This is a genomic window from Streptomyces sp. NPDC102259 (assembly GCF_044766465.1).
Lineage (GTDB): Bacteria > Actinomycetota > Actinomycetes > Streptomycetales > Streptomycetaceae > Streptomyces.
Genome location: NZ_JBIWMA010000002.1, coordinates 721070 through 742929, shown reverse-complemented (window position 1 = coordinate 742929; position 21860 = coordinate 721070). Strand labels below are relative to the sequence as shown.

Sequence of the window (21860 nt, the reverse complement as noted above, 5' to 3'; positions counted from 1 at the left end):
GTGCACCGCACGAGCACCCTTGCCTCCTGCGGCTGCCTGCGGCTGCCTGCGTCTGCACATCCCCAACCGCGATGTCGTCCAGGATCCTTCCAGAACGCGCCTGGATCAGTCCCTCCAGGCGCACCCACAGCCTCCTGTCATGTCGTCGCGTCGTTCCCAGCGGATGCGCAGGCGGCGGACGCCGCGCAGCCAGGAGATGGTGCGTTCGACGACCCAGCGGAAGGTGCCCAGGCCGGTGCCGTGCGGCTGGCCGCGCTCGGGCGATCGCCGGGCGGATGCCTCGCTCGCGCAGGAGCCGACGGTACTCGTCGTGGTCGTAGCCGCGGTCCGCGAACAGCATGTCGAGCCGTCGACGGGGCCTGGTGAGGGACCCGGCAACGGCCGGAACCTCGTCGAGCAGGGGCAGGAGTTGAGTGACGTCACGCTTTCGCACGTCCTTGTGGACGGGCCGGGGTCATCGGGCCCGCAATTGCCGAGGACAGCCGCCTCCCAGGGCTGACACGATGTCCGCATGAACAGAGCGATGACGGCAAAGGAAGACCTCGCGTCCCGCCGTCGGTATGCGGCTCTCCATCGGGAGTCCTTCGACGGTGGTGATCTCACGTCGGTGTGCCTACAGCAGTTGTGGTTCACCCGGTGCTCGTTTCGCGGTGCCGATCTGCGTCACGCCAACCTGGACGGCTGCCGCTTCAAGCTGTGCGATCTTCGCGGGGCCAACCTCAGCGGCGCCTCCCTGCGCGGAGTCTCCCTGGCGGGTTGCGATCTGACCGGCGCCGACCTGCGGGCGGCGGACCTGACCAGCGCGCGATTCGGTCGGGTCCTCACCGGCACCCCGCCTCATGGACTGACCACTGCCACCGGCATCAAGCTGGACAACGCCGTCCTTCGCGATCTGCAGCTCGACCAGGTCATTGGCTGGCCCCTCACCAGATGATCAGCCGATGCACGAGGCGCATGGACCCCCCTCGACTCATCGGGCCGCCACCCCTTGGAAGCGATCATCCAGGCCGTCACACACTTCCCCCCGGCTGCACGGGACCGACGATGACTATCCCCGGTATGTGACAACCAGCGTCGGTGGTCGCGGCAGTGCGACCAGGACCGGTAGTTGGCACCAGGCAACGTTCGTGACCTGCAGTGATGCCAAGTAGCTTCCACGCTCTCGAACGCGAAATCAGAGAGATACCTGGCACATTGGTACCGGCATCATGGGCCTGCATCCCTCGCAGTGCCGGAATCCAGCCCCTGGCGAGCCCACAGGCTCCGGGTTCCGACCACGCCCCTGCGGGGCACGGCTCGACAAGGCGGCCGCAGCCGGTGGCGTCGTCCTTTCCCCACGTGATCTCGATCGGCTACTCGCCCTGCAGGAGCGCGCGGATCGAGGGCTGACGGGCAGCCCGTCAGGCCCAGTGGACGGGGAAGAGCTCGAGGGCTCCTCCCTGCCGGACCTCGTCGCCGCGGCGCAGTTGATCCTCATGAGTTGGCCCGTCGGCGCTTCTCTGGCAGGTTCGCAGACGCTGGCCGACCTGATAGATGTCCAGGCCCGGCCCCTGACACAGCGCCGGTTCCCGGGCATGCTGGCACGCTCCGCACCGATCGATGCGGTGCACTTCTTCAGGCAGCAGAGTCCCTGCTCGGCGTTCGCGATCTCGCCTCGCTCCACGAGCGTGTGCGCCCGTTGTCCCGCGAGACCCAGCGTCGGGCACCGGGGTTCGTCAGGAGTCATCCACCGCTCTGGCGAGCGGCTTTGCGAAGCGAGTCCCACAGGGTGTCGATGTGGTCGGGCAGCGTCGTCGTCGCGCCGATGGCGACGCGAATCGCGAAGTGACCGTTGACCGATGTGTGCGTGAGGAAGGAATGCCCTTCGGCGTTGACCGCCTCCATTGCTGCCTTGGTAGCGGCGTCGTCGGGGCGTCCTTCCCGGTCGACGAGGTACAGACATACGAGTGCCAGTGATGGCGGGGTGGCCAGGGCGAAGCCCGACTCGTTCTCGATCCGGTCGGCCAAGGAGTCGGCCATAGCGACGTGGCCGCGGATGCTTTCGCGCAGGCCTTCCAGTCCGGCGCCGTGCACCACCGACCAGATCTTCAACGCACGCATACGACGGCCCAACGGGACCTGCCAGTCGCGGTAATCGATGACTTCGCCCGATTCGGTCGCAGCGTTACGCAGGTACTCCGGCGTGATGGAAAGCGCCGTGGGCAGCGCTCGGGCATCCCTCACCCACATGAACGAGGCGTCGAAGGCGGTGTAGAACCACTTGTGTGCGTCGGTGCAGAACGAGTCGACAAGGTTCACGCCGTCCAGGAGCCAGCGGAACTCGGGACACAACGCCGCGACTCCTGCCCACGCGGCGTCGACGTGCACCCACGCCTCGTACGCACGCGCTGCCAGTGCGACGTCTCTCACGGGGTCGATGGCACCCGTGCCGGTTGTTCCCACGGTCGGACAGACCATGACCGGCCTCTTTCCGGCGGCCGCGTCCTTGGCCAGCATGTCTGCCAGGGCATCCGCCGACATGGACAGCGTGCCCTGGGTGAAGGGGACGATCCGCAATGCTCGCGCGCCGAGCCCGGCCACACGCACGGCCTTGGCCAGTGACGAGTGGGTCTCGGCAGTGACGTACACCGTCTCGGTGCCGTCCACGCCGTGTTCGCGCCAGTCCGGGTTGCTGCGCTGCAGCGCAGCAAGCAGGGCAGCCAACGATGCCGACGAAGCCGAATCCTGCAGCGAACCGCCTCCGCCTCCGGCGAAAGTGAACTCGCGGCCGAGGCCCAGGGCATCCGCCAGGCCGTCGAGCAGGACCTGCTCGATCTCCGTTCCGGCCGGCGATGTCGACCAGAGCATTCCCTGCGCTCCGATCCCGCCCGATGCGATGTCACCGAGGAGCGACAGCAGGGACGCGTTCGCTGGGAAGTAGCCGAAGAAGCCCGGGTGCTGCCAGTGGAGCGACGAGGGGACGACCACGTCGTTGAGCAAGGCGATGAGATCATCGCCCAGCGCCTGGGACGGCTGCTCGGGCAGTTCACGAGGAAGCTGCGCCTTCACGGAGCCCGGTGAGACCTTCGGCCGCACGTGCAGGGAAGGGAGCGAGGTGCGGTATTGGGCGACCCAGTCGACCAACTGGTGGCCCTGGCGGCGGAATTCATCTGGCTCAAGATCAGGCATGCTCTGTCCTAAGAGGTGGTGTCGGTCATGACGAGGGCTGAGCGCCTACCTGAGCACCGGGGATGATCAGGTGCCCGGGGCGAGCCGGCCGCTACGGGATTCAGAGGGCCTCGATGCCGCGTACCGACTGGTGCCGCACCAGAGCCTGTCGTCTACAGTTGTAGATTAATAGCTTCAATGTAATCCCTTATGGGGTCGCTGGGAAGGGGGCGCCAGGGGGACCCCTCTCACGGCCACCGGGCATGACAGCTCTTCGCCCTCGCTCCGTGCGCCCCTGCCGCGACGTGGCGTAAGAGGTTCACCAGGTCACAGCGTTGGGTCTGCGGGTCACACGACCCCTCGGACTCATCCGCCGTGAGGCCCGCGAGTGCGACCACAGTCCTCGGCATTCGGGCGTCTACCCGTTGGTAAGGTGTCACCATGCCCAAGATCGTGGACCACGACGCGCGGCGTGAAGAGATCATCGAAGCCGTATGGCGCCTTGTCGCGCGGCGAGGATTCGCGGCGCTGAACATGCGGGATCTCGCCGCCGAAGCTGGATTCACCAACGGTGCGCTCGCACGATACTTTCCCACCAAAGCAGCGATTCTGCGGGCCGCGCTGGAGCGCGCCAATGCGGCCACCGAGCAGCGGGCCGCCCGCACCATCGCCGGCGCCAACGGCCTGAACGCGTTCCGCAAGTTCTGCGTCGAGATCATGCCCCTGGACGACGAGCGTCTCAATGAGGCCCGCGTGGTCATCGGCTTCTGGAATTACGCGGTAGCCGATCAGGAACTGATCGGCGTCTACGACCAGGCGATATCGCGCTGGCGCGATCAGATGCTCTCGTATCTGCACACTGCGGCTGAAGCGGGAGAGATCAACCCATCCTGCGATCTCGATGCGTTCTTGGACCTTGCGATGGCCACGCTGATGGGACTCCAGATCAACGCGATCTTCGCGGCTCGCCTGACCACACCCTCCCGCCAGTTGCGGATACTCGACGGACTCGTCGCGGGGTTGCAGACCGGCACCTCATGATGTGAGCACGCAGGCGCAGAAGTACTCACCTGTGGATCAGTTGCATCTGATCCGCCCCTTGTGTCACAACCACCGGTGCCCATGGACCCGCGACACCACCGTCGGCAGCGGAAAACTCCGGCAGCCGGGAACGCCTCAGCAACTCGTTCGTGCGGTGGTCCGGGTGGCGTGGACCACCGCCGTCCCGGCTTCGCGCCGTCTTCCGCCCTGCAGACATACGAAGGGGCGAGAATCGAATGCGCCGGGCTTCTCGGCAGCGGCGGCGTAGGCAGGTGCCGTGCACATCGGCGGCCGATGGCCGAGCGCTCCCTCACTCGAGCTTCGTACAATTTGGGTCCGAACGGTAATGTCGATCCAGTGCGTCGCAGAGACGTCGAAGGGGTGTGCCCGTGCCCGGCCATCGATCCATCACGGAAGCCGAGAAGCTGGCCGCTGCGAAGCTCGGCGGCATCCCGATCCGCCATGAGCAGATGGCTGTGGTGGCCAATATCCACCGGGCGGCCTCGGCGGTACGGCAGCATCTGGAGAACTCGGTACTCCGCGGATCCGATCTCACCTGGACGGCGTTCGTCGTGCTCTGGGTGGTCTGGATCTGGGGCGAGTCGGAGACCCGGCACGTGGCTGAGGAAGCGGGGATCTCCAAGGGCACACTCACTGGGGTCGCGCGCACGCTGGAGGCTCGGGGGCTAATGCGGCGGGGCGGTCATCCCACCGACGGGAGGCTGGTTCTGCTCAGCCTCACGGACGAGGGTGAGGAACTGATGCGGCGGGTGTTTCCGCAGTTCAACGAGGAGGAGGCATTCGTGGCCGAGCAGCTGGACGACGACGAGTGCCGCAGCGTCGCGGACGGACTGCGGCGAGTTGTGCTCCAGGTCGAGGAGCACGGCGAGGAGCGTCGGCGCGCCCTGCTGAACGGTGCCGAGCCCGCCCTGCGTCGCAGTGGTCGCCGTCCGAAGCCGAAGGCGTGAAGGGGAGCCCGCGCAGCGGGGCAGGACTCAGAGGGACAACGCCTCCGCCGCGATGACGGCCGGCGGCGCTCGGAGACCCCGCGTTACCGGTGACGCGGTGGCAGCGATCCCACTCCCCGCCGGTGGACCGCGGCAGCTGATCGCATCGGGCGATGGCGATGTCCTGCGGTCCCAGCCCTCGGGCGGCGGTGATGCGCCGCAGAGCTATGCCGGGAGCGAGGTAGCCGCGGGGGCAGGACTTGTGCGGCGTCAGACGAGGAAGACGGCGGTGAGTTCTCGTGCTGTCAATGGCGGTCGCGTGCGGCGCCTACAAGGCCGTCGAACAGTCCCTGCTGGGCGGGGTCTTCGAGGGCGGTGTCCTCGGGGTGCCACTGGACCGCGGCGAACCAGCCGGGAACTCCGGGCAGTTCGAGCCCTTCGACCGTGTCGTCGGCGGCCCGGGCGGTGATCGTGAGGCCGGCGCCCGTACGGTCGACCCGCTGGTGGTGGTAGCAGGATGCCTCCACCTTCTCGGCGCCGGTGACCTGTTCCAGCAGCGAGCCGCGCCGGATCGCCATCGGGTGCACGACATGTCGGTGCTCGCGGTCCGGACCGCCCATGTCCTGGTGGAGGGTGCCGCCGAGGGCGGTGTTGACGACCTGGAGGCCGCGGCAGATCGCGAGCAGGGGCAGGCCCAGGTCGATGGACTGGCGGGCGACTTCCAGGTCGAAGGCGTCCTGGAGGTCGTCGACGTCGTACACGCTGTCGTGGGTGTCGGTCGCGCCGTAGCGGTGCGGGGCGAGATCGCCGCCGCCGGGGAGGAGCACGCCGTCGAAGCGAGCGAGGCGGGCGGCCACCTCGGCGGCGGTGGGCTCGGCGGGGTGGATGGTGGCCGGTTCGCCGCCGGCCCGCCAGACCGCCTCGACCAGCGCGCGGGCGTTGACCTCGGCGGCGTGGCGCAGGGCGGAGGTGGAGGCGGCGAAGCGGGCGGGGATCGCGATCAGCGGTCGCGCGGGCGTCGTCACAGCTGGATCCAGGTGGTCTTGAGTTCGGTGTACTTCTCGATGGCGTGGGCGGACTTGTCGCGTCCGTTGCCGGACTGCTTCACGCCGCCGAAGGGCACGGTGAGGTCGCCCTCCTCGTAGCAGTTGACCCAGACCGTACCGGCCTTCAGCGCGCGCGAGACCTGGTGGGCGGTGGACAGGTCGGAGGTCCACAGCCCGGCGGCCAGGCCGTACTCGGTGGCGTTGGCGAGCGCGACGGCCTCGTCGAGGTCGTCGAAGGTGAGCACGGACAGGACGGGGCCGAAGATCTCCTCACGGGCCAGCCGCATGCCCGGATCCACGTGGTCGAAGACGGTGGGCTGAAGGTAGCTGCCGCCGGTGTCGGCGAGTGTGCGGCCGCCCCCGGCACGCAGCCGAGCGCCCTCGTCGAGGCCGGTGCCGATGTGCTCCAGTACGCGCTCCAGGTGGCGCTCACCGACCAGCGCCCCCATCTCGGTAGCCGGGTCGAGCGGGTCACCGATCCGTAGTTCCCGGGCCCGCGCCACGATGGTGTCCGTCACGCGCTCGGCAATAGAGGAGTGGACGAGCAGCCGCGAAGGGGCCGTGCACATCTCGCCCTGGTTGAAGAAGATGCCCCAGGCGGCGGTTTCGGCGGCCTTCTCCAGGTCGGGTGCGTCCGGGAGGATGATGTTGGGTGACTTGCCGCCCAGCTCCAGCCAGACGCGCTTGAGGTTGGAGTCGGCCGCGTACCGCAGGAAGTGCCGCCCGACGGCGGTGGATCCGGTGAAGGCCAGCACGTCGACGTCCGGGTGGAGGCCGATCGCCCGTCCGGCGGTGGGCCCGTCGCCGGTGACGACGTTGAGCACGCCCGGCGGCAGCCCGGCCTCGGTCGCCAGCCGACCGAGCAGCAACGCGGACAACGGGGAGTTCTCCGACGGCTTGAGCACGACGGTGCAGCCGGCCGCGAGCGCCGGAGCGACCTTCCAACTCGCCAGTGTGAGAGGGAAGTTCCAGGGGACGACCGCGCCGACGACACCCGCCGCTTCGCGGGTGACCAGGGCGAGCGCGTCGGGCGCGGTGTGCGGCGACTCGTCGGTGACCTTGTCGGCCAGTTGCCCGTACCACCGGAAGGTGTTGATCGCGGCGCGCAGCTCGATGTCGTACGCGTCCGTGATCGGCTTGCCCATCTCCAGGCTGACCGTCAGCGCCAGCCGGTGACGCCGCTCCTCCAGCAGATCGGCGATCCGCAACAGGACCCGGCCCCGGTCGGCAGGTGCGAGGCGTGGCCACGGCCCCGAGTCGAAGGCCCGGCGCGCGGCAGCCACGGCGGCGTCCACCTCGGCAGTCCCGGCATCGGCCACGTGTGCCAGCACCTGCCCGTCGCGGGGCGAGAGGGCCGGGTAGGACTGCCCGCCGCCGGGTTCGTCCGCGCCGTCGATGTGGTGCGCACCGGACAGGTCCAGTGCCTTGGCCCGGCGCAGCCAGTCGTCGTGGGTGATGTCCAGCATGCGTAGCCTCCAGGTCATGGCATTACGTTTGAATCCAAACGATATGCCACGGGCAGTCCCCGCAGGGAAGGTCGCGGTCTCGACCGGCTTGTCGTTCGGTCGTACGGTCAACGGGTTATGGACATGCACGGGCGAACTCGCGCCCCTGCGCATGGATCACCACCTCGGCGTACCGGTGCTTGGTGTCTGCTTCGGCGGCCGGGGGCCGACCACCGCGCTCGGTGGATCGGTCAATGCGTCATCGCGCCCGGAGATCGGCCGGCGTTCCAGGTGGGGCGCTTTCTGGGGATGCGGATCCGGAGATCACCAGGGCTATGACGCGCGACTGCCTCGGCGGCGCGGAGCGGTGCGTACGGCCGGCACGTCGGCCACCTGGCGTAGCGGCCGGCTGAGGGCTTCTTCACGCACCCCGGACTCAGGGCAAGCCCTCCCCCGCCCGGAGAGGTCGGCGTGGCCGGTCCGGGCCCGAGGGGGAGGACGAGGACCGGGCCGGCCACACCGCGGGGCAGGCTCAGACGTCGGCCATCGCCCTGCCACGAGTCAGTCGCGCGGCGATGACGCCCAGGACCAGGACCGCCGGGACGGTGAGCTCCAGCCACGTCGCCGTGTCCTGGTCCCCGCCGATGAGGGTGGTGAAGTTGGCCAGGATCAGCCAGATGGCACCGACGATGCCGAGCGCGCCCAGGACGGGGGCGATCAGGGTGTTCCAGGGCCGCGTGTCCAGCCGTTCCCGGCGGAAGAAGACGACCACCGAGACGGAGGTCAGGAAGTACAGAAGCATGACTCCCAGCACGGCGACCCCGCTGAACCAGGAGAAGAGGCTCAGCACCGGGTCCTTGCCCAGCAGCGCGAAGGGGATGACCAGCGCGAGCGAGATCACGGTCTGCACGCCGCCCGCCGCCCAGGGCGAGTGGCGTCGGTTGATCGCGGTCAGCCCGTGCGGCAGCAGGCCGTCGCGGCCGAGCGAGAACAGGTAGCGGTTCGCGGAGTTGTGGAAGGCGAGGACGCCGGCGAAGAGGGAGGTGGCCAGCAGGATCGGCAGCGCGTCGCCCACCCAGCCGCCGAACTGCGCGGTGATAGGTGCGAAGACCCAGGACGTGGCGTCGCCGCTCTCCAGTGCCTTCCCGGCGGCCGCGGTGGCGTTCGAGGCGCCATGGGCGGAGACCAGCATCCACGAGGTGAAGGCGAAGAAGACGGTGACGACCACGACGGACAGGTACGTGGCCCGGGGGACGGTCCTGCGGGGCTCCCGTGCCTCCTCGCCGTAGATCGCGGTGGCCTCGAAGCCGAACATCGACGCCACAGCGAACATCAGCGCCACACCCGGCGCCCCCTGCAGGGCAGCATGGGGCGAGAAGCTGTGGGCGAAGCCCAGCCCCTCGGGACCGCCGCCCTTGAAGAAGGTCACCAGGGCGAAGACGAACAGGATGCTGAACTCGGCCAGCACGAAGACGGCGAGGATCTTGGCGCCCATCTCGATCCCGGCGGCGCCGAGGATCTGGACGATCACCATGGTGACCAGGACCCAGACCCACCACGGCGCGTTCAGCCCCGTGTACTGCGCGACCAGGCCGCTGACGATGAAGCCGTACAGGCCGTACATGGCGGCCTGGACCGCACAGTAGGCGAACAGCGCGACGCCTGCGCTCCCGGAGCCGATGGGGCGACCGAGCCCCTTGCCGACGTAGGTGTAGAAGGCGCCCGCGTCCACGACATGACGCCCCATGGCGACGAAGCCGACGGAGAACAGCAGGATGACGGCGCCGACCGCGGCATACGCGGCGGGCGCGCCCGCGCCGTTGCCGATGGCGACGGCGATGGGCACGGCACCGGCTATACCGGTCAGCGGCGCCTGCGCGGAGAGGACGAAGAAGAGGATTCCCAGAACACCGAGGGAGTTGGGCTTGAGCCGGCCTGCAGCGGAGGGGCTCTGCACGGTCTGTGGTGGTTCGACCGTCTGACTGTCCACGCGGATCACCTGCCTGGAAGGGGAGAGGTTTCGTTTCGAGCCAAACGAGTTTCCTCATAGTGGGCTGAAACTATCCAGATGACAAGGGGGTGTGTGGTGATTTTTAGGCCGCCGCATCGCATGTTGCGAGGCCGTGACCGAGGTGACATCCGCGCCGAACGAGGCCCCGGGCGCCAAGCGCCCGGGGCCTCACAACAGGCAGGTCGGCGAGTCAGTCGCCGCTGTCGCCCGCACTCTCGCCGTCTGCGTCGGCGTCCAGCAACCGCAGCAGGGAGCGGAGCTCCTCGATGGCCGCGTCGGTGACCTCGGGTCCGCCGCCCAGGACGAGCTGGTGCAGGACGAGACCATCCAGGGCGGCGAACACCAGCCGCGTCATCGCACGGTTCGCGCCCTCGGGGAGTATCCGGGACAGCTCGCGCTCGGTGGCGTCGAAGTACTCGTCGTACAGCCCGCGAATCAGCGGCAGCAGCTCCGGCCTGCGCCGGGATTCGAGCAGCAGCTCGTACTGGAAGACCTGGGTGTCGGGGTCGGCCGTGACCATCTCGGACACTCCGGCGGAGAAGTCCGACACCTTGCCGGTCCCCGGCTCGACCGCGCTGACGCTCAGGCTGGTGCGTACGGTATGGGCGAGCGCCTCCTCGATCAGCGCGTCGCGGGAGCCGAAGTGGTGGACGACCAGACCGTGGGTGACCCCTGCCTCCTCCGCCACCGCGCGATAGGTGAGCTTGCGCAGACCGCCCCGGGCCACCACCCGCACGGCCGCGTTGAGCAGGGCCTCCCGGCCCTGCCCGTAGTTCACCCGCTTGCGCGGCCTGCGGCCCTCAGGGGTCCCGGCGGCTTCGGTCATGGGTGCGACCCTACCGGCCCGTACGCGTACGGCGGCGTCGTCCGCGCCCGGCCGCCCGGCACCGGCAGGCGAAGCACGGCACCGGGCGCGGCGCGGCAGCCCCGGTGCGGTTCCGTCCGCGGGGGGGGGCATCAGCGCTTGGGGGCCCGGATACCGCGGAACTCCCAGTCGCCGCCGAGCGCGGTGGACAGGACCTCTTCCGATTCGGTGGGCTGGGCCCCGACGTCCGTACGGATCGAGGTGGGGCCGGTGACAATGTGGTTGGTGAGCCGCCCCAGGCCCTCGACCTCTACCTCGACGACGTCACCGGGCTGGACAGGGCGGGAGTTGGCCGGGGTGCCGGAGAGCAGTACATCCCCGGGGTAGAGGGTGATGGTGCGGGCGATGTCGGCGACGAGGTAGTGCATGTCCCACTCCATCTCATCCGTCGAACCGTCCTGTACGAGCTCGCCGTTGACGTACGTGCGCAGGTACTTGCCGTGGAAGTCCCAGTCGGTGACCAGGCCCGGTCCGAGCGGACACAGGGTGTCGGAGCCCTTCACCCGCAGCATCGAACCGGCGTCGGTGTCGCGGAAGTCGTGCAGGCCGTAGTCGTTGGCGACGGTGTAGCCGGCGATGTACTCACCCGCCTCGGCAGGTGAGATGTTGCGCGCGGTCCGGCCGATGACGATCGCCACCTCGCCCTCGTAGTTGAGCCACTTGCAGCCCTCTGGGCGGACGACGGCGCCCTTGTGGGAGTTGAGGGCCGAGGTCGGCTTGTGGAAGTAGGTCGGCGTCGGGGTCAGCTGTATCTGGAACTCGTCGACCCGGCTGCGGTGGTTGAGGTGAACGGCGACGACCTTGGACGGCACGACCGGCGGCAGGTGCTGGGCGTCCTCGATCTTGACCCGGCGGCCGTCCCCGGCGACGAGTTCGTCACCGTCACGGACGGTCTCGACGGCGGCTCCGTCGAGGAGGACACGGCGGTATTCGGGCATGGCGGGGCCTTTCTAGGAGCGGCTGTGCGGGGTGCGCGGGGAGGCGGACGCGGGCGCGCCGGTGCCGGTCCAGCCCTCGGCCGGGCGGTCGAACCAGAGGTGGGCCTGGCCGGTGCCGATGGAGTTCTCGTACTCGCCGTACTGACGGGCCTTGGCGACGCATGCCTGCTCGCCGAGGGCACCGGCCATCATCAGGTAGTGGTAGAAGCGGGCCTCGGGCTTGTACTTCCAGAACTCGTCCATGGTGTCGAGGACCTTGTCGTGGCGGCCCTCCTTGAACCAGGCGATGCGCTCGTAGTCGGCCTCGCGGGCCTCGGGCGTGAAGATGTGGCCGGGGTCGCTCGACTCGTGGTCGCGAAGCTCGCGCAGCGGCCAGAAGGTGTGCGACAGCGCTCCGGATGCGATCACCAGCACGCGGCGGCCAGGGGTGGCGGCGATACCGTCCGCCAGGGCGCGGCCGAGCCGCAGGTGGTCCTCCATGTCACCGGTCTGGCAGACGCCGATGGTCACCCATCGCTTGTCGGGCAGCCCCTCGCCGAGGAACTTCCACAGGTTGATGGTGGCGTAGTAGATCGGCAGGTACTCGTCGTCGATCGCGGTGACCCAGGTGCCGTGCTTGTCGGCGAACCGGGCGATGTTGTGGGCCAGTTCGGGATCACCCGGGAAGTCGTACGGCATCCGGCACATGCCGCGCGGCAGTTCCTCGGAAGTGAACAGTCCGGCTCTGCGCTGCTGGGCGGTGACGACGAACTCGACGGTGGTGGCCCAGTGCGAGTCCAGCACCACGACGGTGTCGTAGTCGTCACTGTCGAAGACGTCCTCGCGGAGCTGGCGCAAGCCGGTGACGAGGGTGATCTCCTTGCCCTGGTTCAGCTCGAGCCGGTCCCCCTCCGGCAGCACGATGGTGGGGACGTGGGCGAGCAGACCCGCCCCGACGATTTCACCCATGGTCTTGCCATCCGTTCGGCGCGGTGACGGTGTTCTTGACGTCGCAGTAGAAGTCGAAGCTCCATGTGCCGCCCTCCCGGCCGACGCCCGAGTGGCGGGAGCCGCCGAAGGGAGCCTGGAGGTCGCGTACGAAGAAGCAGTTGACCCAGACCGTGCCCGCGACGAGCCGCGCGGTGACCCGCTCGGCGCGCTCGTGGTCGCCGGTGACGAGGGTGGCGGCCAGACCGAAGCGGGTGTCGTTGGCGCGGCGCACGGCCTCGTCCTCGTCGCCGAAGGTCTGGAGCGTCAGGACAGGCCCGAAGACCTCCTCCTGAACGATCTCCGAGTCCTGGGCGACGTCGGTGAGGAGGGTCGGCTCGTAGTACAGACCGTCCTTGGGCTTGCCGCCGATGACCGCGCGAGCCCCGTCGTCGAGCGCGCGGCGCACGAAGCCGTCGATCTTCTCCAGCTGGCGCGGGTGGATGGTGGGGCCGAGGTCGGTGCCCTCGTCACGCGGGTCACCCTGCCTGAGCCGGCTCGCCTTTTCCACGAACCGGCGGGTGAACTCGTCCGAGACCGTCTCCTCGACAAGGATGCGGGTCGCGGCCAGGCATACCTGTCCGGCGTTGTCGTACTGTTCCACCGCCAGGTCCACGGCGAGGTCGAGATCCGCGTCGGCGAAGACCAACAGCGGTGACTTGCCGCCGAGTTCGAGGCTGAGGGGGGTGAGGTTTGCGGCGGCCGCGCGGGCGATGTGCTGGGCGGTGGGCACGGAACCGGTGAAGCTGATCCGGCGGACGTCCGGGTGCGAGACAAGGGGGTTGCCGACCTCGTCGCCGTATCCCTGCACGACGTTGAGGACACCGGCCGGCAGCCCTGCCTCTGCCGCGATGTCGGCGAGCAGCGAAGCAGTGAGCGGGGACCACTCGGCGGGCTTGAGGATCACGGTGTTCCCGGCGGCCAGCGCCGGGGCGACCTTCCAGGTGGCCAGCATCAGCGGCGCGTTCCACGGCGTGATCAGCACGCACGGGCCCGCCGGGTCCCAACTCACGTGGTTGGTGTGGCCGCGGGTGTCGAAGTCCTCGTGCTCCAGCTTCAGCAGCCAGTCGGCGAAGAAGCGGAAGTTGTGCGCCACGCGCGGCATCACACCGCGGCGGTGCGAACGCAGGAGGGCGCCGTTGTCGAGCGTCTCGACATTGGCGAGGTCCTCGATGCGCTTCTCGACTCCGTCGGCGATGGCGTGCAGGATGCGGGCGCGCTCGGCGCGCGATGTGGCGGCCCAGGTGGGAAAGGCGGCGCGAGCGGCGGCGACGGAGGCCGCGGCCTCCGTCGCCGTGCCCCGGGAGATCTCCCCGAGGGTGCTTCCGTCGATCGGCGACACGTCGGTGAACGTCTCGACGGACGCCACGCGTTCGCCGCCGATCCAGTGCCGGGTGTCGACGGCGACCCCGGCCACCGTGGTGATGTGCTCGGTCATGTCCGGTCTCCAGGTCTTCTGATGCGTAAGGGGGGTTACTCGGCCTCGGAGGTGCCGGATTCCAGCAGTCGGCCGCCGTCCCAGACGACGCCCACCTGCCGGTAGTACGCGGCGATCGGCTCCCGGATCTCCAGCCGGGCCAGCTCCTCGGTCGGCGCCTCGAACAGCTCCAGTTCCGCGTCGCCGACCCACGGCTGTCCGGCCTCGAAGGACGCGGCGCAGGTCTCGATCAACTCGTCGAGCGCGAGGCCCTTGCCGTTCTCGATGGAAGGCAGCCAACGGTGGTGGGCCATCGGGTGGCCGTTGACGAAGCCGTTGGTCTCGGACGGCTGGCGCAGGGTCACCACCGTCTGGGCCAGGCGTCGGTCGGCTGCGGCGAGGGTCGCGCCGAAGCGGGCCCCGGCCTCGATGCGCGGGGCCGGACCGTAGGGGTGCGGGCGCGTCTGGTGGATCGAACCGAGCTTCTTCGGGTAGCCCTGGTGCAGCCCGCGGGCGATCGCGAAGTCCTTGTCCACCCAGATGTACACGCAGCGCGAGTACGTCCGCCCCTGGTACGAGCAGCGGACGACGGCGAAGGCCTCCTTGTACTGGGCGCGCACCGGGTCCAGCAGCTCCTCCTTCGTACCGGAACAGGACTGCCAGTCGGCCCAGATCAGCGCGACCGCGCCCGGGTCCTCCTCGGCGAGTTCCAGCGGTGCGGGCAGCAACTCCCGTACACGTGCGGGATCGGTGCGGTACTCGATCGTGAGCAGGTCGCCGGAGTAGTGCCAGGGGGGCGAGGGGATCAGGGACGACGAACCGGTCGCCGTCTTGGGGTGGAAGTAACCACGGACGCTGGCCATGACGTTGGTTCCTTACGCGGTGAGGGCGGGCTGCTTGAGCAGCTGGGCGCGGTAGCGGGCGGCGCGGGTGGCGACGGCGTGGCCGCCGAGGGCGACGACGCCGACGAGCTGCCCGCCCTCGGTGTGGTAGCCGACGAGCATGTCGCCGCCCGGATCGCCGTCCAGGACACGGATGTCGGCGAGGCCGAGCACGGGGGAACCGAAGGACTGCAGCCGGAAGTCGTGCTGGTCGCTCCAGAAGGTGGGCAGCGGCGCGAACGGCGCCAAGCCGGCTTCCGCACCCGCGAGATGAGCCACCAGCGCCTTGGCCGCATGCTTCGCCGTGTCGCTGGGGATCGACCAGTGCTCGACCCGGCGCGGTACGCCGTCGTAGCGGGCGTTGGGGAAGCGGGCGACGTCGCCGACCGCGACGACGTACGGCAGTCCGCCGACCCGCAGCTGCTCGTCCGTGAGCACGCCGTCGGTCAGGTCGAGACCGTTGCCGTCGAGCCACTCGGTGTTGGCGACGGAGCCGACCGACTCCACGACCACATCGGCCGGAAGCACCGTCCCGTCGCTCAGTACGACACCGGTGACATGCTCCTCGCCCTCGAAACCGGCGACGCCCGCACCGAGAGCGAAGCGCACGCCGCGTTCCTCGTGCCGCCCCAGCAGGGCGCGGGCCGGCAGCTCGCCGAGCGGTCCGACCATGGGCAGCGGCAACGGGTCGACCACGGTGACGTCCGTGACGCCGAGACCGACGGCGGTGGCGGCCACCTCGCAGCCGATGAACCCGGCACCGATGACGACGACCCGGGCGCCCGGCCGGACCAGCTCCGCCCGCAGGGCCTGAGCGTCACCGAAAGTCCGTACGGTGTGACGGCCGACCGCGGGGCCCTCGCAGCGCAGGCGCCGGGGACGCATACCCGTGGCGACGACCAGTCCGTCGAAAGGCAGCTCCTCGCCGCTGTCGAGCACGACGACCCGCTCGGCGAGACGGGCGCTCGTGACGCTCGTACCGAGCCGCCACTCCACGTCGGCCGCGCTCGCCTTGGGAGTGAAGGCCAGGGACTCGAACGACGCCTTTCCGGCCAGCGCTTCCTTGGAGAGAGGCGGCCGGTTGTACGGCATGTGGGGCTCGTCACCGATCACGGTGATCGCGCCGGTCCACCCGGCGCCGCGGAGTTGTTCGGCCGCGCGCAGGCCGCCCATGGAGGCCCCGGCGACGAGGATGCGCTGCGTCGTCATGCCGCTCAGTCCTCGATCCGGATGGCCTGCAGCGGACAGACGTCCGCGGCCTCCTCGACCTCGTCGCGCAGGGTGTCGTCCGGGTCGCTGACGTAGGCCAGCCGTCCGTTGTCGTCCAGCTGGAAGACGTCGGGGGCCGCGAAGACGCACTGTCCGTGGTCCTTGCACTTGTTCATGTCGACGACGACCTTCATGGCCGGTCCTCCTGGAAGGTGGGTGCGCCGGAGCGGGCGGGAGAGCGGGGCAGGGGCGGGATGGAAGGGCCCGGCCTGTGGCCGGGCCCCCAGCCACAGGGGTACGGGAAGCCGAACCCCTGACTCGTTTGGCTTCAAACAACATAGGAAGCCGCCGCGCTCTGGTCAATACCTATCCGGATGGATAAATTCTTTGGCGCGCCCCCTTGCGGGAAGGTGGACACCTCCATACCGTTTGGCTTCAAATGATTGACCGGAGCTTCACGACCGCGGCATCGCCCGGCACCCCGACCAGTCTTCGCTCCGCCACCCTCCCCCCGGGCTCGACGCCCGAGAGGTGCCCCGAATCCGCCGAGGAGACATCGGTGAGCGCTCACGACACCCCATCCGTCCGCCGGCACCAGGACCGGCTCGCCGCCGAGGGCATCGACGTGGTCCGGGTGACCTACCCCGACCTCATCGGCACCGACCGCGCCCGCGACGTGCTGCTCGACCACCTACCGTCGGCCTGCGAGCACGGCCTGGCCTTCTGCCGCGCCGTCTACCACACCACCCCGCGCGGCGACGTCGTCGCGATCCAGGGCGGCATCGATGCCGGCCTGCCCGACATCTCCGTGCGACCGGACCTGAGCACCCTCGCGCGCGTGCCCTGGGAGCCCGGCGTCGCGTGGTGTCTCGGTGACACGACCGACCCGGCGACCGGCGACCCGGCCGCGGAGTCGCCGCGCGATCTGCTGCGCTCGGTGCTGGCCCGATGCACGGACGCGGGCCTGAGCCCGGTCGTCGGACCGGAGCTGGAGTACTTCCTCCTCGAAGAGGACGCCACCGCGCCGAACGGCTGGCGGCGCAGCCCCGCCGTCACCGGGTCCGTCTACACTGCCGGCCTGCGTGCCGATCCCGACAACCACCTGCTGCGTACCCTGCGGCAGCTGCGCGACCTCGGTATCGGCGTCATCACCGGCAACCACGAGTTCGACGGCGGCCAGTACGAGATCAACCTGACCCACTCCGACGCCCTGGACGCCGCCGACCGGGCGTTCCGCTTCAAGGCCGCTGTCAAGGAACTGGCGCGTACGGAAGGCAAGTTGGCCACCTTCATGGCCAAGCCCTTCAACGATTCGGGCGGCTCCGGCTTCCACCTGCACTTCTCCTGCGTCGACGCCGACGACCGCAACGTCTTCGATGACCCGGCCGGCGCCTTCGGTCTCTCCGGCAACGCCCGGCACGCCATAGCCGGCCTCCTCACCCACGCCCCGGCGCTCGCCACGCTGCTCAACCCGACCGTCAACTCGTACAAGCGCTTCGGGCCCGACACCCTCGCGCCCTGGCTGATCAACTGGGGCCTGGACAACCGAAGCGCCATGGTCCGCATCCCGCCCGAGCGCGGCTCCGGCGCCCGCCTGGAGCTACGGCTCGGAGACGCCGGCGCCAACCCGTATCTCGCGATCGCCGCGCTCACCGCCGCCGCCCTGCTCGGCGTCCAGGAGGGCAAGGAGCCGCCCGCGCCGCTGGAGGGCTACGGCTACGACCTGGAGAAGTCCCAGGTCCTGCCAATGAACCTGACCGCCGCGCTCGACGCCCTCGAAGCCGACGAAGCGCTCGTCGAACTGCTGGGCAAGGACTTCACCGCGTCCTTCCTCGCCTACAAGCGCGACGAGGCCGAACGCTTCCAACGGCACGTCACCGACTGGGAGTTCGCCGAGTATTCCTACCACCTCTGAGCACCCCGCCAGGAGCACACCATGACGAGCACCCTGAACACCACCGACACCCGCCACGCGCCCGACGACCCGATGCCGCTGGACGAGGTCGACCTCGCCGACAACGACAAGTTCCTCGACGGCGTCACCCCCTGGCGCATGTTCCACACCCTGCGCCACCAGGACCCGGTCCACTGGCAGCCGGAGCCCGAGCCCAACCACGGCTTCTGGGCCGTCACCCGGCACGAGGACATCGCCCGCGTGGGACGCGCCCCGCAGACCTTCACCTCCACCAAGTTCGCCAACCTCGAAGAACTCGACGACGACCAGATCAAGAAGCGCGCCTCCATCCTGGAACTGGACGGCGTACGCCACCGAGCGATGCGCAGCCTGCTGCAGCGTCAGTTCGGCCAGGGCGTCATCAACGAGTACGCCGACTTCCTGCGCGGCCTGACCGCCAGGACGCTGGACACGGCCCTCGCCAAGGGCACGTTCGACTTCGTCGCCGACGTCGCCGCCGACTTCCCCATCAACGTCCTCGCCCGGCTCCTCGACGTCCCCCCGGAGGACAACCAGCAGCTCATCGACTGGGGCAACCGGATCATGGGCAACACGGACCCCGACTACGCCGATGTCCTCCTCCACAGCGAGGAGAGCGAGCAGTACAAGGATCTGCCCTTCCGTAGCCCGGCCTCGCTGGAGGTCTTCGAGTACGGACGGGAGCTGGTCCGCCAGCGGCGGGGCGGCACCGGCACCGACCTGGTCTCCAGACTCGTCAACCAGACCCCGCGCGACGGCGTCCCGCTCTCCGCGCAGGACTTCGACAACTACTTCCTGCTGCTGGTCGTGGCCGGCAACGAGACCACCCGGCACACCATCTCGCACTCCATGCTGGCCCTCATCCAGCACCCCGAGCAGCTGACCAGGCTCCAGGAAGACCCCGCTCTCATCCCGGTCGCCGTCGAGGAGTTCCTGCGCTGGGCCACGCCCGTCTACCACTTCCGCCGCACCGCGACACGCGACGTCGAACTCGGCGGCAAGCAGGTGAAGGAGGGCGACAAGGTCGTCATGTGGTACGCCTCCGGCAACCGCGACGAAGAGGTCTTCGGCAACCCGTACGACTTCGACGTCACCCGCCAGGACAACGACCACCTCACCTTCGGCAAGGGCGGCCCCCACCTGTGCCTGGGCAACCTGCTCGCCCGCACCGAGATCCGCATCATGTTCGAGGAACTGATCCCGCGCCTGGCCGGCATCCGCCTCGCCGGCGACGTCCCCCGGGTCCGCTCCAACTTCGTCAACGGCATCAAGAAGCTCCCGGTCGAGGTCACCCTCGCCTGACCGCCTGTACAGGGCACGGTCACACCAAATGCCGTACCGCATACGGCGCCGACCGGAGTCCTCGTCCGCCGCACGGCAACAGCTCACCGACGAGGTCAGCAGCCTGCCGGCACGAATGGCCTTCCACCAGGCGTGGCTCCAGATCGAGGCCACGACCGTCGCGGGCCCCTACGCAAGCCTCGTGGCCACGGCGCGCGGAAGCCGGCGCACAGATGAGCCTCGCCTGGCAGCAGCCACCGATCACCAGCGACAGCGGCATGAACCTCGGGATCCCGTATCCCCGGGACCGATCGAACGCCACTATCCCTCTTTCGTGCCAACTAAAAATCCTCGTCACAGCAGGCTAACGCCGTACCCGCGGCATCCCCAGGCCGATCCACGAGATGATCTCCCGCTGGATCTCGTTGTTGCCGCCGCCGAAGGTGAAGATCACGGCGGAGCGGTAGCCGCGTTCGAGCTCGCCGTGCAGCACGGCGCCCGCCGAGCCCTCCTGGAGTGCGCCGGGGGCGGCGACGACCTCCATCAGCCAGGCGTAGGCGTCCCGGCGGGCCTCCGAGCCGTAGACCTTGACGGCGGAGGCGTCCTGCGGGGTGAGGGTGCCGTTCTGGAGGGCGCCGACCATCTGCCAGTTGAGGAGCTTGAGCGCGTCGAGTTTCACATGGGTCTGGGCGAGCCGCCGACGCACCCAGGGCAGGTCGATGACCCGGCGGCCGTCGGCGAGCTTGGTCTCCGTGGCCCAGCGCTGCACGTCGTGCAGGGCGCGGATCGCCATGGTGCCGTGCGCGGCGAGGGTCACCCGCTCGTGGTTGAGCTGGTTGGTGATCAGCCGCCAGCCCTGGTTCTCGGCGCCGACGCGTCGGGAGACGGGCACGCGCACGTTCTCGTAGTAGCTCGCGGTGGTGTCGTGGGAGGCGAGGGTGCGGATCACGGTGCAGGAGTATCCGGGGTCGCTGGTCGGCACGAGGAGCATGGTGATGCCCTTGTGCGGCGGGGCCTCGGGGTCGGTGCGCACCGCGAGCCACACCCAGTCGGCGGTGTCGCCGTTGGTCGTCCAGATCTTCTGCCCGTTGACGACGTAGGTGTCGCCGTCGCGCACCGCGCGCGTCTTCAGCGCGGCGAGGTCGGTGCCCGCGTCCGGTTCGCTGTAGCCGATCGCGAAGTCGATCTCACCAGCGAGGATCTTCGGCAGGAAGTACGCCTTCTGCTCGTCGGTGCCGTACCGCATGATCGTCGGTCCGACCGTGTTGAGCGCCATCAGGGGCAGCGGCACGCCCGCCTGGGCGGCCTCGTCGAAGAAGACGAACTGTTCGATCGGGGTGAGGCCGCGACCGCCGTACTCCTCGGGCCAGCCGACGCCGAGCCAGCCGTCCGTGCCGAGCCGGCGGATCGTCCTGCGGTAGAAGCGCTTCGCGGCGACCGGGTCGATGTGCCGGGCGTAGGCGTTGTGCGGCACCAACTCGGCGAAGTAGGCACGCAGTTCGGTGCGCAGCCGTAGCTGCTCGGGCGTGTGGTCGAGGTGCACGGCGCCTCCTGGCTCCCCAAGGCCGGTCCTGACGGCGCACACGGTAGAACGTGTTTCAGAAATTGGGAATGGCGGGGGCTCTTTTCCCTCGGGCCGCAGGCCTCAGGCCCCGGGGCCGCTCAGCCATCAGGTCTCAGTCCTCGGGTCTCCTGCCTCAGGTCTCACGTCTCAGGCGAGCGTTCCTATGAACTCCGTGCAGGCCGCGGCGCAGGCGCGGCAGGCGGCGGCGCCTTCCTCGGCTCCCGGGTGTTTGTCGAAGACGTGGGCGGTCTCCAGGCAGACGGTCCGGCACCACTCCAGTTGGGCGCGGATGCCGGCCTCGTCCAGGCGGTTGTCCTCGGACAGCACGCGACAGGTCGCGTCGCACACCTCCGCGCACATGATGCCCTTGCGGCGCAGCAGCGCCTGCTCGTCGGTCCCGTCCGGCTCCACGAGGCTCGCGCGCAGCGCACTGGCCCGCGCACACTCCGTGCACGCCTGGGCGCAGGCGAAGCGGTCCTCCAGGAATCGGAAGAGCTCCTGTTGCGATGTCTGGTACGTCTGAGATGTCGTCGAAGTCACCCCTGACGGGTAGCCGGGCGAGGCGGGGCGAAACCCCTGGAGCGGCCCGGCGGCGGTACCGACCACCGTGCGCGAGGGGTTGCCGACGGAGAGCCACAGAGGCGGAATGGCGGGTTCATGCCCCTTTTGGTGGGTATTCGCCTGATATGACTAACGCAAGCGTTCAGCTGGCCGCCGCGAGCGGCCTGCTCAGCCTCGTGATGTTCGTGGTCGGGCTGGCCCTGCTGGCCGTGCTGGGCGGCAGCTTCTGGCTGGGCACGCGAGTGAAGTCGCGCGAGCCGGCCAGGCCGCGCCCCGACGAGCAGCCGCACCTCCCGCCGGACGGCGCGGTGCACGAGATACGCGAGAACCGGGAACCCGACGAGGTGCCCCGGATGCCGGAGGGCGGCCGTCCTCTCACGCCGTACGAGCTGACCAACATGCAGACCCGGTCGAGCGGGGACAAGACACGGCCGCGCTGGAGCCGCGGCAGCAGTGGCTCGTTCGGCGGGGGCGGCCTCGGCTCCCACTGACGCAAGGCCCCACGGGAGGAGTCGAGCGGGGGGGGGGGGGCCCGGGGGGGGGGGCCCCCCCCCCCGGGCCCCCCCCCCCCCGGGCCCCCCCCCCCCCCCGCCCCCCCCCCGCGGCCC

General features: G+C 69.6%; 19 protein-coding genes and 1 pseudogene. 6 read left to right on the top strand and 14 right to left on the bottom strand.

The window, feature by feature from the left end:
- Window positions 1-105 precede the first annotated feature (105 nt).
- Window positions 106-427 (bottom strand): annotated as a pseudogene (locus tag ACIRPU_RS07860) (transposase); the annotation flags it as partial.
- An 84-nt stretch (window positions 428-511) separates the two neighbouring features.
- On the opposite strand from ACIRPU_RS07860, the gene ACIRPU_RS07855 reads away from it, so the two are divergent.
- Window positions 512-934 (top strand): pentapeptide repeat-containing protein, encoded by a 423-nt coding sequence (locus ACIRPU_RS07855; RefSeq protein ID WP_403863087.1) that lies wholly within the window; start codon window positions 512-514, stop codon window positions 932-934.
- Between the two features lie 788 nt (window positions 935-1722).
- On the opposite strand, the gene ACIRPU_RS07850 is transcribed toward ACIRPU_RS07855, so the two are convergent.
- Window positions 1723-3168, bottom strand: a complete 1446-nt coding sequence (locus tag ACIRPU_RS07850; protein WP_403863084.1) for a pyridoxal phosphate-dependent decarboxylase family protein — start codon at window positions 3166-3168, stop codon at window positions 1723-1725.
- Between the two features lie 420 nt (window positions 3169-3588).
- Here ACIRPU_RS07850 and ACIRPU_RS07845 point away from each other — a divergent pair, with 420 nt between their 5' ends.
- Window positions 3589-4188 carry a TetR/AcrR family transcriptional regulator gene (locus ACIRPU_RS07845; RefSeq protein ID WP_403863081.1) on the top strand — a complete coding sequence of 200 codons (600 nt, stop codon included), beginning with the start codon at window positions 3589-3591 and terminating at the stop codon, window positions 4186-4188.
- Between the two features lie 389 nt (window positions 4189-4577).
- Window positions 4578-5156 carry a MarR family winged helix-turn-helix transcriptional regulator gene (locus tag ACIRPU_RS07840; RefSeq protein WP_007379215.1) on the top strand — a complete coding sequence of 193 codons (579 nt, stop codon included), beginning with the start codon at window positions 4578-4580 and terminating at the stop codon, window positions 5154-5156.
- A 284-nt stretch (window positions 5157-5440) separates the two neighbouring features.
- On the opposite strand, the gene ACIRPU_RS07835 is transcribed toward ACIRPU_RS07840, so the two are convergent.
- From ACIRPU_RS07835 to ACIRPU_RS07790, 10 genes are all read right to left on the bottom strand, one after another.
- Entirely contained in the window at window positions 5441-6160 is a 720-nt protein-coding gene (locus tag ACIRPU_RS07835) for a gamma-glutamyl-gamma-aminobutyrate hydrolase family protein (RefSeq protein ID WP_403863078.1), read from the bottom strand.
- Window positions 6157-7647: an aldehyde dehydrogenase gene (locus ACIRPU_RS07830; protein ID WP_403863597.1), complete on the bottom strand. Its 1491-nt coding sequence runs from the start codon at window positions 7645-7647 to the stop codon at window positions 6157-6159. Before ACIRPU_RS07830 ends, ACIRPU_RS07835 begins: the two co-directional genes overlap by 4 nt.
- A 511-nt stretch (window positions 7648-8158) precedes the next feature.
- On the bottom strand, window positions 8159-9616 hold the full coding sequence (locus ACIRPU_RS07825) for an APC family permease (RefSeq protein WP_403863075.1): 1458 nt from the start codon (window positions 9614-9616) through the stop codon (window positions 8159-8161).
- A 211-nt stretch (window positions 9617-9827) separates the two neighbouring features.
- Window positions 9828-10463: a TetR/AcrR family transcriptional regulator gene (locus ACIRPU_RS07820; RefSeq protein WP_403863072.1), complete on the bottom strand. Its 636-nt coding sequence runs from the start codon at window positions 10461-10463 to the stop codon at window positions 9828-9830.
- Between the two features lie 131 nt (window positions 10464-10594).
- Entirely contained in the window at window positions 10595-11440 is an 846-nt protein-coding gene (locus tag ACIRPU_RS07815; RefSeq protein WP_403863069.1) for a fumarylacetoacetate hydrolase family protein, read from the bottom strand.
- A gap of 12 nt (window positions 11441-11452) precedes the next feature.
- Window positions 11453-12388 carry a 3,4-dihydroxyphenylacetate 2,3-dioxygenase gene (locus ACIRPU_RS07810; RefSeq protein ID WP_403863066.1) on the bottom strand — a complete coding sequence of 312 codons (936 nt, stop codon included), beginning with the start codon at window positions 12386-12388 and terminating at the stop codon, window positions 11453-11455.
- Window positions 12381-13844, bottom strand: a complete 1464-nt coding sequence (locus tag ACIRPU_RS07805) for an aldehyde dehydrogenase (protein WP_403863063.1) — start codon at window positions 13842-13844, stop codon at window positions 12381-12383. The genes ACIRPU_RS07810 and ACIRPU_RS07805 overlap by 8 nt, the downstream gene beginning before the upstream one ends.
- Window positions 13845-13879: 35 nt before the next feature.
- Complete coding sequence (locus ACIRPU_RS07800; protein WP_403863061.1) at window positions 13880-14686, bottom strand: acetoacetate decarboxylase family protein; 807 nt, start codon at window positions 14684-14686, stop codon at window positions 13880-13882.
- A gap of 12 nt (window positions 14687-14698) precedes the next feature.
- Window positions 14699-15913 carry an NAD(P)/FAD-dependent oxidoreductase gene (locus tag ACIRPU_RS07795; RefSeq protein WP_403863058.1) on the bottom strand — a complete coding sequence of 405 codons (1215 nt, stop codon included), beginning with the start codon at window positions 15911-15913 and terminating at the stop codon, window positions 14699-14701.
- A 5-nt stretch (window positions 15914-15918) separates the two neighbouring features.
- The gene (locus tag ACIRPU_RS07790; RefSeq protein ID WP_037898529.1) at window positions 15919-16107 is read right to left on the bottom strand and encodes a ferredoxin; all 189 of its coding nucleotides are present in this window, start codon (window positions 16105-16107) and stop codon (window positions 15919-15921) included.
- A 365-nt stretch (window positions 16108-16472) separates the two neighbouring features.
- Here ACIRPU_RS07790 and ACIRPU_RS07785 point away from each other — a divergent pair, with 365 nt between their 5' ends.
- Both ACIRPU_RS07785 and ACIRPU_RS07780 read left to right on the top strand, forming a co-directional pair.
- Window positions 16473-17828, top strand: a complete 1356-nt coding sequence (locus ACIRPU_RS07785; RefSeq protein WP_403863055.1) for a glutamine synthetase family protein — start codon at window positions 16473-16475, stop codon at window positions 17826-17828.
- A gap of 21 nt (window positions 17829-17849) precedes the next feature.
- Window positions 17850-19148 carry a cytochrome P450 gene (locus ACIRPU_RS07780; protein ID WP_403863052.1) on the top strand — a complete coding sequence of 433 codons (1299 nt, stop codon included), beginning with the start codon at window positions 17850-17852 and terminating at the stop codon, window positions 19146-19148.
- 343 nt (window positions 19149-19491) lie between these two features.
- Here the strand turns inward: ACIRPU_RS07780 and ACIRPU_RS07775 are convergent, their stop codons facing one another.
- Together ACIRPU_RS07775 and ACIRPU_RS07770 are read right to left on the bottom strand one after the other, a co-directional pair.
- Window positions 19492-20670, bottom strand: a complete 1179-nt coding sequence (locus ACIRPU_RS07775) for an acyl-CoA dehydrogenase family protein (protein WP_403863050.1) — start codon at window positions 20668-20670, stop codon at window positions 19492-19494.
- 168 nt (window positions 20671-20838) lie between these two features.
- Entirely contained in the window at window positions 20839-21231 is a 393-nt protein-coding gene (locus tag ACIRPU_RS07770; protein WP_355708312.1) for a ferredoxin, read from the bottom strand.
- Window positions 21232-21377: 146 nt separating this feature from the next.
- On the opposite strand from ACIRPU_RS07770, the gene ACIRPU_RS07765 reads away from it, so the two are divergent.
- The gene (locus ACIRPU_RS07765; RefSeq protein WP_385570626.1) at window positions 21378-21743 is read left to right on the top strand and encodes a DUF6479 family protein; all 366 of its coding nucleotides are present in this window, start codon (window positions 21378-21380) and stop codon (window positions 21741-21743) included.
- Window positions 21744-21860 lie beyond the last annotated feature (117 nt).

Excerpts from the sequence above, each read along its gene's own strand:
- ACIRPU_RS07765 (WP_385570626.1), top strand. The coding sequence starts at position 21,378 with ATGACTAACGCAAGCGTTCAGCTGGCCGCCGCGAGCGGCCTGCTCAGC.
- ACIRPU_RS07845 (WP_403863081.1), top strand. The coding sequence starts at position 3,589 with ATGCCCAAGATCGTGGACCACGACGCGCGGCGTGAAGAGATCATCGAA.
- ACIRPU_RS07830 (WP_403863597.1), bottom strand. The coding sequence starts at position 7,647 with ATGCTGGACATCACCCACGACGACTGGCTGCGCCGGGCCAAGGCACTG.
- ACIRPU_RS07810 (WP_403863066.1), bottom strand. The coding sequence starts at position 12,388 with ATGGGTGAAATCGTCGGGGCGGGTCTGCTCGCCCACGTCCCCACCATC.
- ACIRPU_RS07820 (WP_403863072.1), bottom strand. The coding sequence starts at position 10,463 with ATGACCGAAGCCGCCGGGACCCCTGAGGGCCGCAGGCCGCGCAAGCGG.
- ACIRPU_RS07795 (WP_403863058.1), bottom strand. The coding sequence starts at position 15,913 with ATGACGACGCAGCGCATCCTCGTCGCCGGGGCCTCCATGGGCGGCCTG.
- ACIRPU_RS07800 (WP_403863061.1), bottom strand. The coding sequence starts at position 14,686 with ATGGCCAGCGTCCGTGGTTACTTCCACCCCAAGACGGCGACCGGTTCG.
- ACIRPU_RS07850 (WP_403863084.1), bottom strand. The coding sequence starts at position 3,168 with ATGCCTGATCTTGAGCCAGATGAATTCCGCCGCCAGGGCCACCAGTTG.
- ACIRPU_RS07805 (WP_403863063.1), bottom strand. The coding sequence starts at position 13,844 with ATGACCGAGCACATCACCACGGTGGCCGGGGTCGCCGTCGACACCCGG.
- ACIRPU_RS07855 (WP_403863087.1), top strand. The coding sequence starts at position 512 with ATGAACAGAGCGATGACGGCAAAGGAAGACCTCGCGTCCCGCCGTCGG.
- ACIRPU_RS07790 (WP_037898529.1), bottom strand. The coding sequence starts at position 16,107 with ATGAAGGTCGTCGTCGACATGAACAAGTGCAAGGACCACGGACAGTGC.
- ACIRPU_RS07780 (WP_403863052.1), top strand. The coding sequence starts at position 17,850 with ATGACGAGCACCCTGAACACCACCGACACCCGCCACGCGCCCGACGAC.
- ACIRPU_RS07815 (WP_403863069.1), bottom strand. The coding sequence starts at position 11,440 with ATGCCCGAATACCGCCGTGTCCTCCTCGACGGAGCCGCCGTCGAGACC.